Here is a 13,212-nt window from a genome sequence, read left to right on the forward strand (position 1 = left end):
CGATTACCGACTGCGACACTATGCGTCAGTGCGCTCGCCTGTTCAGGCGATTTCCATCGCACAGCCCTCATCATGCGCGCGTCGCGAAAAAAGGCGGGGAGTTCGAGCGCGGCTCGCTCCCCGCGAACGACGACCAATCCCCACGGTCGTCAGAGGCACCGTCGTTCCCGGCCGCAAGGACCGGGAAAACCACGCGTCAGCGGCTGCGCACGAGTTGCCACGCGCGCGAAAGATAGGTGATCGAGGCAAACCCGCTCCACACGTGCACGAGCCGCGTGAACGGGAAAATCACGAAGAGCGTCATGCCCATGAAGAGGTGCAGGCGGAAGATGAGCGGTGCACTCGCCACGTAGCTCGCGGCGTCGCCCTGGAACGTGACGATGTGCTGCGCCCAGGTCATGAGCCGCACCATCATCGCGCCGTCCATATGGCTTGCCGACTCGCCGATCGTCGTGAGCCCGAGCAGCAGCGTGACGAGCAGCCAGAGCAGCAGCACCTTGTCGCCCACGCGCGTCACGGCCGAGACGCGCGCGTTCGAAAGCCGCCGGTGCAGCAGGATCGCAAGGCCGACCAGGCACATCGATCCCATCACGCCGCCCGCCACCATCGCAACCAGTTGCTTGACCGCGTGCGGCACGCCGAGCCAGTCCCACACCGCCACGGGCGTGAGCAGTCCGAACAGATGGCCGAAGAAGAGGCCGAGAATGCCGACGTGAAAAAGGATGTTGCCAAGCCGCAGATGGCCGCGATAAAGCATCTGCGAGCTGTCCGCCTTCCACGTGTACTGCTCGCGCTCGAAGCGCGCGAGGCTGCCGAACAGGAAAATGGCGGCGGCAATGTAGGGATAGATGCCGAACAAAAACGGGTTGAACGTGTTCATGGCGATTCCTTTACGCAGGCGCTAGCAGCGGCGTGCGCCGTTCGCGGGTGGAAATGAACGACCTGCGGGGCGGTGCTCGCGGCGAACGAGCGCACGAGCGGCTCGACGCCGTCCGCGCCGGTGCCGAAGCGTTCGAGCGCCTCGTCCATGTCGCGCACGGGCGCGCCCACGAGCGGCAGCGGCTCGACTTCGCTCAGTTCGCACAGCACCGGGAAAATGCCCGCGTACGGGCTCTCATCCTTTTCGAGCTGATTGCCGAGCGCGGCGAGCACGTGGATCGCCTCGCCGAGCAGCGCGCTCGCGTCGTCCTCGTCGATCAGACCGAGCACTTCGAGAAAGAGCGGCACGTAGTCGGGCAACTCGTTGGTCGCCATGTCGAGGCCGTGGCTGCGATATTCGTCGAGCAGATCGACCATCGCCTGGCCGCGCGCGCGGCTTTCGCCGTGCACGTGCTCGAACAGATGCAGCGAGTGGCGCGGATTGCGGTCGAACGTGGCCACGTAGTTTTCCTGCGACTCGATGAGCGAGCGCTCGCGCAGCGCGGCGACGAGCGGCGCGAGTTCGCGCGTGGCGAACGCGCCGTGCGGGGAAGCCGCGAGCGTGGCCTCGATGTCGTCGAGCGCGTCGAGCAAGGGCTGCTCGGGGTAATCGAGCAGCGCGGAGAGAACCGGATAAATCGACATGATGGAGATCCTCCCGCTCACGCTTGTGATGGCGTCTTGCGACGCGACTTCGGCATGTCCGCGTAGGCCACGCTGCCTTCGGTCTTCGCACCGAACAGCGAACCTTCCGACACGCCGCCCGAGCAGCCGTTGCCGAACGAGAAGCCGCAACTGCCTTTCTCGTTGAACGAGTCCTCGACCATCTCCTTGTGCGACGACGGCACGACGAAGCGGTCCTCGTAGTTCGCGATCGCCATGGTGCGGTACATGTCTTCCACCTGCTCCGGCGTGAGGCCCGCGCGCTCGAGCAAGGCATGGTCGTTCACGCCGTCCACGGTCTGCGTGCGCTTGTAGGCGCGCATGGTCAGCATGCGGTTGAGCGCGGACACCACGGGCGTCTCGTCGCCTGCGGTGAGCAGGTTGGCGAGATAGCGCATGGGAATGCGCAGGCTCGCGACATCGGGAATCACGCCGTCCATGCCGATATGACCCGCATCGGCCGCCGACTGGATCGGCGAGAGCGGCGGCACGTACCAGACCATCGGCAGCGTGCGGTACTCGGGATGCAGCGGGAACGCGATCTTCCAGTCCACCGCCATGCGGTACACGGGCGAGCGCACGGCCGCGTCGAGCCAGCTTTGCGGCACGCCCTGGCGGCGCGCCTCGGTCTGGATCGCGGGATCGTGCGGATCGAGGAACACGTCGAGCTGCGACTGATACAGGTCCTGCGTCGATTCCACCGATGCCGCCGCGCCGATGCGGTCCGCGTCGTAGAGCATCACGCCCAGATAACGGATGCGGCCCACGCAGGTTTCCGAGCACACGGTAGGCTGCCCCGCCTCGATGCGCGGATAGCAGAAGATGCACTTCTCGGCCTTGCCGCTCTTCCAGTTGAAGTACATCTTCTTGTACGGGCAACCGGAGATGCACATGCGCCAGCCGCGGCACTTGTCCTGGTCGACGAGCACGATGCCATCGTCTTCGCGCTTGTACACCGAGCCCGATGGGCACGACGCCACGCACGCGGGGTTCAGGCAGTGCTCGCACAAACGCGGCAGATACATCATGAAGGTGTTCTCGAAGCTTGAGTACATCTCCTTCTGCACGTTCTCGAACAGCTTGTCGCGGCTGCGCGATTCAAACTCGCCGCCCAGGTCGTCTTCCCAGTTAGGACCCCAATGGATCTTGTCCATCTTCTTGCCGGTGATGACCGACACGGGGCGCGCGGTGGGCGGCGTCTGCGAAAGACGCGCGTTCTGTAAATGCTCGTAGTCGTAGGTGAACGGCTCGTAGTAGTCGTCGATGCCGGGCAGGTTCGGGTTGGCGAACAGGTTGGCCAGCACCTTGAGCTTCGGGCCCTGGCGCGGCGCGATCTTGCCGTTCGGGTTGCGCACCCAGCCGCCGTTCCACTTGTCCTGGTTCTCCCATTCCTTCGGATAGCCGATGCCGGGCTTCGTTTCGACGTTGTTGAACCACGCGTACTCGACGCCATCGCGCGACGTCCACACGTTCTTGCACGTAACGGAACACGTATGGCAGCCAATGCACTTGTCGAGGTTCAGGACCATCGCCACCTGGGCGCGGATTTTCATGATGCTGCTCCTTCCTTCATGGGGCCTTCGAGCCACTCGACCTTCTTCATCTTGCGCACGATCACGTACTCGTCGCGATTGCTGCCGACCGTGCCGTAGTAGTTGAAGCCATACGACAGTTGCGCATAGCCGCCGATCATGTGCGTGGGCTTGAGCACTGTGCGCGTGACCGAGTTGTGAATGCCGCCGCGCATGCCGCTCGTTTCCGCGCCCGGCACGTTGATGATCTTTTCCTGCGCGTGATACATGAGGCACATGCCGCGCGGCACGCGCTGGCTCACCACCACACGCGCGGTGAGCGTGCCGTTCACGTTGAACACTTCCACCCAGTCGTTATCGACGAGACCCGCTTCCTTCGCCTCGGCTTCCGACACCCACACGTGAGGGCCGCCGCGCGAGAGCGTGAGCATGCGCAGGTTGTCCGTATAGGTGGAGTGGATGCCCCACTTCTGGTGCGGCGTGATCCAGTTCAGCACGAGTTCGTGCTCGCCGTTGGGCTTCGCACCGAGCATCGGCGCAACGGTTTTCGTGTCGATCGCGGGCTTGTAGTTGCAGAAGCCTTCGCCGAAGTCGAGCATCCAGCGGTGATCCTGATAGAACTGCTGACGGCCCGTGAGTGTGCGCCAGGGAATCAGCTCGTGCACGTTCGTGTAGCCCGCGTTGTAGCTCACCTCTTCCGATTCGAGCCCCGACCATGTGGGCGCGGAAATGATCTTGCGTGGCTGCGCCTGCACGTCGCGAAACCGGATCTTGTCGTGCTCGCGGCCTTCGGCCAGATGCGTGTGGTCGCGGCCCGTGATCTTCGAGAGCGCGTCCCATGCCTTCACCGCCACGTGGCCGTTGGTTTCGGGCGCGAAGGTGAGGATCATCTCGGCGGCGTCGATGGCCGTCTCCAGACGCGGGCGGCCCGCCGCCGCGCCCTCGCCCTCGCCCTCGCCATGTTTGATGCCCGTGAGCTGCGCAAGCTCGCCCACCTCGTGCACCGTGTTCCAGTTGATGCCCTTGCCGCCGTTGCCGAGCTTCTCCAGCAGTGGCCCGACCGAGGTGAACTTGTTGTAGATCTCGCGATAGTCGCGCTCCACGACCGTCATCGCGGGCGCGGTCTTGCCCGGTACGAGATCGCATTCGCCAAGGCGCCAGTCCTTCGGCTCGAACGCCTGGCCCAGTTCGCCCGGCGTGTCGTGCATGAGCGGCGTGCACACGAGGTCCGTGCGCTTGCCCAGGTGCGCGCCGCCGATCTCCGAGAACTTCTTCGCGATGGTCTTGTAGATCTCCCAGTCGGTCTTGCTCTCCCAGAGCGGCTGCACCGCTTCCGAAAGCGGATGGATGAACGGGTGCATGTCCGACGTGTTGAGGTCGTCCTTCTCGTACCACGTGGCCGTGGGCAGCACGATGTCGCCGTACAGGCAGGTCGTACTCATGCGGAAGTCGAGCACCGTGAGCAGGTCGAGCTTGCCTTCGGCCGCCTCGCGCACCTTCACTTCGGCGGGCTTGATCGCGTCGGCTTCGTCGCCGAACAGCGCGTTCTGCGTGCCGAGCAGATACTTGAGGAAGTATTCGTGGCCCTTGCCCGAGCTGCCCAGAATGTTCGAGCGCCACACGAACATGTTGCGCGGGAAGTTCGCGGGATTGTCGGGGTCGTCGCAGGCGAAATCGAGCTTGCCGGACTTGAGCTGCTCGACGGCGTACTGCACCGGTGGCACGCCCGCGCGCTGCGCGGCGTCCACCACGTCGAGCGGGTTCGCGCCCAGTTGCGGCGCCGAAGGCAGCCAGCCGAGGCGCTCGGACTTCGCGTTGAGGTCGAGCATCGAGAGGCCCTTGTAGCGCGCGCGGTCGGCGCCCGGGCCCAGGATCTCGTCGACGCCCACCTTCTCGTGACGCCACTGGCTCGTGTGGTTGTAGAAGAACGACGTGCCGTTCATCTGGCGCGGCGGGCGCGACCAGTCGAGCGCGAACGCGAGCGGCGCCCAGCCGAACTGCGGACGCAGCTTTTCCTGGCCCACGTAATGCGCCCAGCCGCCGCCGCTCTGGCCGATACATCCGCACATCATCAGCAGGTTGATGATGCCGCGGTAGATCATGTCGTTGTGATACCAGTGATTGAGCGCCGCGCCCACGATCACCATGCTCTTGCCGCGCGTGCGGTCAGCGTTGTCGGCGAACTCGCGCGCCACCTGGATCACGAGCTTGCGCGGCACCGTGGTGTGCTTTTCCTGCCATGCCGGCGTGCAGGGCACATCGTCGTCATACGAGGACGCGACGTTCGGGCCGCCCAGTCCCTGATCGACGCCGTAGTTGGCCATCTGCAAGTCGTAGACGGTCGCCACCAGCGCGCGCGTGCCGTCGGCGAGCGTCACGCGCTTCGCGGGCACGCGGCGCGCGAGCAGCGCGCCCTGTTCGCCGCCGAAGTACGGGAAGCCCACTTCGACCACTTCGTCATGCTGATCGACGAGCGACAACCGCGGATCGATCTCGCGACCGCTGCCGCCGTCCTTCATTTCGAGGTTCCAGCGGCCCACCTTCTTGCCGCCGTCGTGCTCGCCCTCGCCCCAGCGAAAACCGATCGAGCCGTTGGGCGCGACGATGTCGCCCGTGGCCGAGTCGATGGCGAGCGTCTTCCATTGCGGGTTGTTCGCTTCGTCGAGATTCGCGGCCAGTTGCGAGGCACGCAGGAACTGGTCCGGCACGAGCGCGCCGTCGCGCTCGGCGAGGGTGACGAGCATCGGCATGTCGGTGTACTGCTTCACGTAGTCGCGGAAGTACGCCGACTTACCGCTGGCGTGGAATTCCTTGAGCACGACGTGGCCCATCGCGAGCGCGAGCGCCGCGTCGGTGCCCTGCTTCGGCGCGAGCCAGATGTCGCCGAACTTCACCATCTCGCCGAAGTCGGACGACACCGCCACCGTTTTCGTGCCCTTGTAGCGGACCTCGGTGTAGAAGTGGGCGTCGGGCGTGCGCGTTTGCGGCACGTTGGAGCCCCACACCATGAGATACGTGGAGTTGTACCAGTCGGCCGATTCGGGCACGTCGGTCTGCTCGCCCCACGTTTGCGGCGAGGCCGGCGGCAAGTCGCAATACCAGTCGTAGAACGACAGGCACGCCCCGCCGATCAGGCTCAGGTAACGCGCGCCCGCCGCGTACGAGACCATCGACATGGCCGGAATGGGCGAGAAGCCCACCACGCGGTCCGGGCCATACTTGCCGATGGTGTAGGCGTTGGCCGCCGCGATCATCTCGGTGGCCGTGTCCCAGTCGGCGCGCACGAAGCCGCCCTGACCGCGAGCGCGCTTGTAGCGCGCTGCCTTCTTCGGGTCCCCGACGATCGAGGCCCATGCCTTGACCGGGTCGAGCGTCTTGCGCGCCTCGCGCCACATTTCGATCAGGCGGCCGCGGATCATCGGATACTTCACGCGCTGTGCCGAATACACATACCAGCTATACGACGCGCCACGCGGGCAGCCGCGCGGTTCGTGATTGGGCAGGTCCGCACGCGTGCGCGGGTAGTCGGTTTGCTGCGTTTCCCACGTGATCAGGCCGTTCTTCACGTAGACCTTCCACGAGCACGAGCCCGTGCAGTTCACGCCATGGGTGGAGCGCACGATCTTGTCGTGCTGCCAGCGGCTGCGATAGCCGTCTTCCCACTTGCGGTCCTCGTTCACCACCGCGCCGTGACCGTTCGAGAAGGTCGATTTCACGCGCGACATGAACTTCAACCGGTCCAGAAAATAACTCATCAGGTTCTCCGGGACTGCTGCTGGATTCGATCGATCGCGCCCGTCGCCGCTTGCGTGTTCGTCACGCGTGGCGCCTGGCGCTCGTGTCGTTCCGAGTATGGCGAGCAGGCGCTGGCCTGCCCATTCACCGAGGGGAGTGTTCGCGCAGCGCAAAGGGATGAGTCCCGACGCGCCGCGCTACTCCCTAAGGACTAGTTCGCTCCACGCTCGCGCGTCAGCAAGGCATCGACGCGTCGCGGCGCGCGTAGAAGAACCACGTGACCAGCGCGCACACCACATAGAAGCCGATGAAGCACAGGAGCGCTGAAACCGGCGAGCCAGTCATATCGAGCGAGGTGCCGAAGCTCTTGGGGATGAAGAAGCCGCCGTACGCGCCCATCGCCCCCGCGAAGCCGAGCACGGCAGCCGATTCCTTGCCCGCTTCGGCAAGCGCGCCGTGCTGCGCCTGCGCGCCCGCGCCTTGCGCGGCGCGCTGATGCTGCGTGAGAAAGATCACGGGGATCATGCGAAAGGTCGAGCCGTTGCCGATGCCGGTGAGCGCGAACAGCACCACGAACATCGCGAGGAAGCCCGCGAAGCTGCCCTGCGCGCCACCGAACGTGCCGCCCGGCAGGAACACGATCACGCCCATCACCGCCACGATCATCGCCACGAAGGTCCAGAGCGTGACGCGCGCGCCGCCGAGCTTGTCCGAGATCCAGCCGCCAACGGGACGCGTGAGCGCACCGGCAAGCGGCCCGAGGAAGGCCCATGCGGTCGGGTTGATCGCGGGGAACTCGGCCTTCGTGAGCAGCGCGAGACCCGCGGAAAAGCCGATGAACGAGCCGAACGTGCCGACATAGAGGAAGCACATGATCCAGTTGTGCGCGCGGCGGAAAATCACGGCCTGTTCGCTGAACGAGGCCTTCGCGTCGGCAATGTCGTTCATGCCGAACCACGCGGCGAACGACGAAACGATGATGAGCGGCACCCACACGAAGCCCGCGTTCTGCAACCAGATGCTGTGCTCGACGCCGTTCTTCACGTATGTCTGGCCGTCGCCGAGCAGGCCCGCGAACACGGCAGTCGAGATCACGATGGGCGTGACGAACTGCACGACCGAAACACCGAGATTGCCGATGCCCGCATTGAGGCCCGTGGCGAACCCCTTGCGCGCCTTCGGGAAGAAGAAGCTGATGTTCGCCATCGACGAGCTGAAGTTCGCGCCGCCCAGGCCGCACAGCAGCGCGAGCACGAGCAGCGTGGAATACGACGTGGACGGATCGCGCAGCGCGAAGCCCATGCCGATGGCCGGGATCAGGAGGCTCGCCGTGGAGATCGCCGTGAAGCGGCGGCCGCCGAAAATCGGCACGAGAAACGAGTAGAAAATGCGCAGCGTGGCGCCGGAGAGCGCGGGCAGCGCCGTGAGCCAGAACAACTCGTTCTTCGTGAAGTGAAAGCCGCCCTTGTCGAGGTTGACCACCGTGACGCTCCACAGCGACCACACCACGAACGCCAGCATCAGCGCCGGAATCGAAATCCACAGGTTGCGGGTGGCGATCTGCTCGCCGGAAGCCTGCCAGAACTTCGCGTTCTCAGGCTCCCATTGGGTCAGGAGATATTTGGACATGATTGTGCTCGTACAGTTGGCGCCGCACATGCGGCGCGAGTTTGATCATTCGGAGTACGTTGTTTCTTTCAGCTCCGGCGCCACGCCGTGCCGGGTCTTGCTCGTGAGTTTCGCGAGCGCTTCGGGACGAAACGAGACGTGCATGAACAGCAGGCTCACCACCGTCGCGCCGAACATCAGCATGAAGCAGGTGGTGCGCACGCCCGTCAGGTCCACGAGGAAGCCGAACAGGATCGGCAGGATGAAGCCCGCGAGACCGCCCGCCAGCCCCACCACGCCGGAGACCGCGCCGATGTTGTCGGTGTAGTCGTCGCCGATGAACTTGAAGACGGAAGCCTTGCCCACCGCCATCGCAATGCCGACGATGAACATCAGCACCGTGTAGAACACCGGCCCCGTGCTGATATGCAGGCCGAGCGGGCCGTGCGCGCCGTGGATCGTGAAGTCGGTCGGCGGGTAGCTCAGCAGGAAGAAGCAGGCGAGCGCGACCCACATCACGGCCCACGTCGTGCGATACGCGCCGTAGCGGTCGGAGAGCCAGCCGCCGAGCGCGCGCAGCACGCCGCCGGGCAGCGAGAAGCACGCGGCGAGAAACGCGGCCTGCTCGATGCCGAAGCCGTACTGGTTCACGTAGTACTGCGGCATCCACAGCGAAAGGCCGACATAGCCGCCGAACACCACCGAGTAGTACTGCGCATAGCGCATCACGCGCGGGTCGGCGAGCACGCGCATCTGGGCCGCCACGCTCGTCGAGCCCGACACGCGGTGCGCGGGGTTGCTCGCGGAGAACACCCAGAACAGCAGCGCGGTGACGAGCATCGCGACCGCGTAGACCTTCGGCACGATGGTCCACGTGCCGGCCGCCACGATCAGCACCGGCGCCACGAACTTGTTGAGCGCGGCGCCCGAGTTGCCCGCGCCGAAAACGCCCATGGCGAAGCCCTGGCGCGACTTCGGGAACCAGCGCGCCACATAGGGCGTGCCCACCGAGAACGAGGCGCCTGCAAAGCCCACGAACAGGCCGAGCACGAGGAATTGCCACAGTTGCGTCGCGTATGAGACGAGCCAGATCGGCACGATCGTCGCGAGCATGGTGATGAAGAACACGATGCGCCCGCCGTAGCGGTCGGTCCAGATGCCGAGCGGCACGCGCGCAAGCGAACCGGTGAGCACCGGCATCGCGGCGATCAGGCCGAATTCCGTATCGGTGAGATGAAGCTGCTTCTTGAGGGGAATGCCGAGGATCGCGAACATCATCCAGACGGCAAAGCAGATCGTGAATGCAAATGTGCTCGAGGTGAGCACGCGCCACGCGCGGCTATCCGGCACGGGCTCCGCCTGTGGGGATGGGGCGGCTTTCATGGGGTTTCCTCTCGCTCGTCTTGTTGACGTGACAAGCGTAGGAAACGGGCAGGCTAAGGACTATTCTCCGCAGGGAGTGCGCGACGATGCGCCGCTAGGCCTTAAGGAGTAGTACGGGGGAACGAGGCGGTGCGCAAGGGAAAAACGCGGGTGCGCGAATGCGCAGGAGAGCAACAAGAATATTTCGAAAAGCCGTAGCGTGTCACACAACACGCTACGGCACGGTGTCGCACCTGATCAACGATAGATCAGCGCAAGACCAAAGCGAAATCAGCGGAACACCACCGTCTTGTGCCCGTTGAGCACGATGCGATGCTCCACATGCCACTTCACCGCGCGCGCGAGCGTCACGCACTCCACGTCGCGGCCGATGGCGGTGAGCTGGTCGGGCGTCATGTTGTGATCCACGCGCTCCACTTCCTGCTCGATGATCGGGCCTTCGTCGAGATCCGACGTCACGTAGTGCGCCGTTGCGCCAATCAGCTTCACGCCGCGGTCGAACGCCTGGTAGTACGGCTTCGCGCCCTTGAAGCTCGGCAGGAACGAGTGATGGATGTTGATCGCGCGGCCTTCGAGCGCGTCGCACAGTTGCGTCGAGAGGATCTGCATGTAGCGCGCGAGCACCACGAGGTCAGCGCCTTCGCGGTTCACCACTTCGAGCACGCGCGCTTCCTGCGCGGCTTTGTCGGCCGCCGTGCCGCCGAGCAGCGGGAAGTGATGGAACGGAACGTTGTAGCTCGCGGCGAGCTGATAGAAGTCTTTGTGGTTCGAGATGATCGCCGGAATCTCGATGGGCAACTGGCCGGTGCGATAGCGGAACAGCAGGTCGTTCAGGCAATGGCCGATCTTCGAGACCATGATGACGACGCGCGGCTTCACGTTCGCATCGTGCAGTTCCCAGCGCATGCCGAACTCCTGCGCGAGCGGCGCGAACGCGCTGCGCAAGCCTTCGAGACCCGGATCGCCGCCCACTTGCTGGAAGTGCACGCGCATGAAGAACTCGCCCGTGTGGCTGTCGCCGAACTGGGCCGAATCGAGAATGTTGCTGCCGCGCTCGAACAGAAAACCCGACACGGCATGCACGATGCCCGGCCGGTCGGCGCACGACAGTTTGAGGATGAAGCTGTGATCGGTCGACATGACCTTGGTAACTCCCGTCAATACTTTGGTGTTTCTAAAAGGGCTTTGGTTTGGGCTTTAAAAAACCGGCGCCCTTTCACAGCGTCGGCGGTTCGAAGATCGCGGCAATGCCCTCGCACGCGTCTTCGTCAATCCATTGGCGGCGCAGCAGGCAGTCGAGCGTCGCGAGGCTCGCGTCCACCGTCATGGCGCCTTCCTCGATCCAGCGCGCGGTTTCGTCGATGCGCGCGAGGCGATGCTCGCCGACTTCGCCGTCCTGGTTGTGAGGCACGAAATCGGCTGGCAGCGCGAGATCGTAGACGAAAATCTGCTCGGCCTGGGTGCCTTCCGGCAGCGACTGAAGCACGTGCACCGTGCGGCCCGCGCGCGCCTCGCGCGCCAGATCGGCGGCAATGCCCGCCTCTTCCCAGCACTCCTTCACGAGCGTGGCCTCGATGCCGAAGCCCCAGCCGATGCCGCCCGCCACGACGTTATCCAGCATGCCGGGGTCGGTGGCCTTGGTGTCGCTGCGCCGCGCGATCCACAACTGCGGCGCGCGTTCCGCATATTCTACGACGCCGTTCAGATGCACCGCGTACGTCATCGTGCCGAAGAAGCGCGACGCCGCGCGCTCGATATAGGCCAGCGGCGTCGCGTCGAATGCGTTGCGGATCGCGTAGGTTTCGTTGCGCCAGCCCGGAATGCGGCCTTCCGCGGCGAGCGCGCCGATCACCGAGCCGAGCGCCGCGCTGCGCGCCGTGACGTTGTCGAAGTGCGGCGCGAGCGTGACGCGCGCGTTGTCCGCGTCACCGTCGATCTCGAACACATCGGGCCAGCGCGCGAGCAGCGCGACGTCGTTTTCGCGGATCCAGCCCACGCGCTCGTCGCCGATATGAAACGGCAGATGCGCGCCGACGTCGAAGCGCCGCGCGTCGGTAATGCAAGGCAAGGTCATCGGTCAGGACTCCGTAGGTCAGTCGCGCAGGGCGATGCGAATGCCGATGGCAATGAAGGTGAAACCGGCGAGACGATCGAGCCACACGCCCGCACGCGGGCGGCGCTTGAGCCAGCCGCCGATCGTGCCCGCGCACAGCCCGAAGATCGAGAACACCACGACCGTCTGCGCCATGAACACGAGGCCGAGTTCGAGCATTTGCAGCGTGACGCTGTGCGCGCCATGCGCATCCACGAACTGCGGCAGGAACACCACGAAGAAAAGCGTCACCTTCGGATTCATGATGTTGCCGAGCACGCTCTGGCGAAAAATCGCGGAAAGCGCCTGGCGCGGCCGCTCGCCCGCTGCCGCGAGACCCTGGCTCCTCAGCGCCTTCACGCCGATCCACACGAGGTACGCCGCGCCCGCGAGCTTGAGGATCTGGAACGCGAGCGGCGAGGAGCGCAGCACGGCGGCCACGCCGAGTGCGGCGAGCGTGATGTGGAACGTCACGCCCGCGGCAAAGCCGAGCGCGGCGACGAGGCCGGCCGCGCGGCCCTGCGAGATGCCGCGCGCGAGCACCTGGAGGTTGTCAGGGCCGGGCGCGAACGTGATGGCGATGGAGGTGGCGAGAAAGAGCGCGAAATTCGGCATGAGATCGACTCGTGGCGGTGTGCGTTCGGAATTCAGCGGTGATCAGTGACCGCCGAAAGCGGTCACGGTGAAAAGCGGCAGCCCTGCATCGGTGAGCAGCTTCGAGCCGCCCAGGTCCGGCAGATCGATGATCGCCGCGCCCTCCACCACGCTCGCGCCGAGGCGCTCCAGCAGCAGCTTGCCGGCCATCATGGTGCCGCCGGTGGCGATCAGGTCGTCCACGATCACGACACGGTCGCCCTTGCCGCAGGCGTCTTCGTGAATCTCGACGGTCGCTTCGCCGTATTCGAGCTTGTAGGTCTCGGAAACCGTCTTGTACGGCAGCTTGCCGATCTTGCGGATCGGAATGAAGCCCACGTTCAGTTCATAGGCAACGATCGGCCCGATGATGAAGCCGCGCGCATCCAGCCCCGCCACGTAGTCGAGCTTCGCGTCCACGTAGCGCTCGACGAACAGGTCGATCAGCACGCGCAGGCCCTTCGGGTCGCCGATGAGCGGGGTGATGTCGCGGAACTGCACTCCCGGCTGAGGCCAGTCGGGCACCGTGCGGATCAGGCTTTTCACGAACTGGGCGGCTTCGGCGCTCGGGCTCGCGGGTGCGTTGGACATGATTTCTCCGGGTCGTGACAAGAATAAAGAACAGTAGAACGCATAAACGGGGCGGGA

10 protein-coding genes are annotated in these 13,212 nt (G+C 65.1%); all 10 read right to left on the reverse strand.

Annotated features, from left to right (window positions below):
* Window positions 1-196 precede the first annotated feature (196 nt).
* On the reverse strand, window positions 197-880 hold the full coding sequence (gene narI, locus C7401_RS14230; RefSeq protein WP_112172019.1) for a respiratory nitrate reductase subunit gamma: 684 nt from the start codon (window positions 878-880) through the stop codon (window positions 197-199).
* A complete protein-coding gene (gene narJ, locus C7401_RS14235) occupies window positions 877-1,563 on the reverse strand; it encodes a nitrate reductase molybdenum cofactor assembly chaperone (protein WP_112172020.1) in 687 nt (228 codons plus the stop codon). Before narJ ends, narI begins: the two co-directional genes overlap by 4 nt.
* Window positions 1,564-1,580: 17 nt before the next feature.
* The gene (narH, locus tag C7401_RS14240) at window positions 1,581-3,134 is read right to left on the reverse strand and encodes a nitrate reductase subunit beta (RefSeq protein WP_112172021.1); all 1,554 of its coding nucleotides are present in this window, start codon (window positions 3,132-3,134) and stop codon (window positions 1,581-1,583) included.
* Window positions 3,131-6,868, reverse strand: a complete 3,738-nt coding sequence (locus tag C7401_RS14245; RefSeq protein WP_112172022.1) for a nitrate reductase subunit alpha — start codon at window positions 6,866-6,868, stop codon at window positions 3,131-3,133. The genes narH and C7401_RS14245 overlap by 4 nt, the downstream gene beginning before the upstream one ends.
* 214 nt (window positions 6,869-7,082) lie before the next feature.
* Window positions 7,083-8,477, reverse strand: a complete 1,395-nt coding sequence (locus C7401_RS14250) for a NarK family nitrate/nitrite MFS transporter (protein WP_112172023.1) — start codon at window positions 8,475-8,477, stop codon at window positions 7,083-7,085.
* A gap of 45 nt (window positions 8,478-8,522) precedes the next feature.
* Window positions 8,523-9,839, reverse strand: a complete 1,317-nt coding sequence (locus tag C7401_RS14255) for an MFS transporter (protein ID WP_112172024.1) — start codon at window positions 9,837-9,839, stop codon at window positions 8,523-8,525.
* Window positions 9,840-10,109: 270 nt separating this feature from the next.
* Complete coding sequence (gene purU / locus C7401_RS14260) at window positions 10,110-10,979, reverse strand: formyltetrahydrofolate deformylase (protein ID WP_112172025.1); 870 nt, start codon at window positions 10,977-10,979, stop codon at window positions 10,110-10,112.
* Between the two features lie 76 nt (window positions 10,980-11,055).
* The gene (locus tag C7401_RS14265; protein WP_112172026.1) at window positions 11,056-11,913 is read right to left on the reverse strand and encodes an NUDIX hydrolase; all 858 of its coding nucleotides are present in this window, start codon (window positions 11,911-11,913) and stop codon (window positions 11,056-11,058) included.
* A gap of 18 nt (window positions 11,914-11,931) precedes the next feature.
* The gene (locus tag C7401_RS14270; protein ID WP_112172027.1) at window positions 11,932-12,546 is read right to left on the reverse strand and encodes a LysE family translocator; all 615 of its coding nucleotides are present in this window, start codon (window positions 12,544-12,546) and stop codon (window positions 11,932-11,934) included.
* 42 nt (window positions 12,547-12,588) lie between these two features.
* Complete coding sequence (locus tag C7401_RS14275; protein ID WP_112172028.1) at window positions 12,589-13,155, reverse strand: adenine phosphoribosyltransferase; 567 nt, start codon at window positions 13,153-13,155, stop codon at window positions 12,589-12,591.
* Window positions 13,156-13,212: the final 57 nt, after the last annotated feature.

The sequence above is a fragment of the Paraburkholderia unamae genome (assembly GCF_003268775.1).
Lineage (GTDB): Bacteria > Pseudomonadota > Gammaproteobacteria > Burkholderiales > Burkholderiaceae > Paraburkholderia > Paraburkholderia unamae.

Excerpts from the sequence above, each read along its gene's own strand:
- narI (WP_112172019.1), bottom strand. The coding sequence starts at position 880 with ATGAACACGTTCAACCCGTTTTTGTTCGGCATCTATCCCTACATTGCC.
- narJ (WP_112172020.1), bottom strand. The coding sequence starts at position 1,563 with ATGTCGATTTATCCGGTTCTCTCCGCGCTGCTCGATTACCCCGAGCAG.
- narH (WP_112172021.1), bottom strand. The coding sequence starts at position 3,134 with ATGAAAATCCGCGCCCAGGTGGCGATGGTCCTGAACCTCGACAAGTGC.
- C7401_RS14245 (WP_112172022.1), bottom strand. The coding sequence starts at position 6,868 with ATGAGTTATTTTCTGGACCGGTTGAAGTTCATGTCGCGCGTGAAATCG.
- C7401_RS14250 (WP_112172023.1), bottom strand. The coding sequence starts at position 8,477 with ATGTCCAAATATCTCCTGACCCAATGGGAGCCTGAGAACGCGAAGTTC.
- C7401_RS14255 (WP_112172024.1), bottom strand. The coding sequence starts at position 9,839 with ATGAAAGCCGCCCCATCCCCACAGGCGGAGCCCGTGCCGGATAGCCGC.
- purU (WP_112172025.1), bottom strand. The coding sequence starts at position 10,979 with ATGTCGACCGATCACAGCTTCATCCTCAAACTGTCGTGCGCCGACCGG.
- C7401_RS14265 (WP_112172026.1), bottom strand. The coding sequence starts at position 11,913 with ATGACCTTGCCTTGCATTACCGACGCGCGGCGCTTCGACGTCGGCGCG.
- C7401_RS14270 (WP_112172027.1), bottom strand. The coding sequence starts at position 12,546 with ATGCCGAATTTCGCGCTCTTTCTCGCCACCTCCATCGCCATCACGTTC.
- C7401_RS14275 (WP_112172028.1), bottom strand. The coding sequence starts at position 13,155 with ATGTCCAACGCACCCGCGAGCCCGAGCGCCGAAGCCGCCCAGTTCGTG.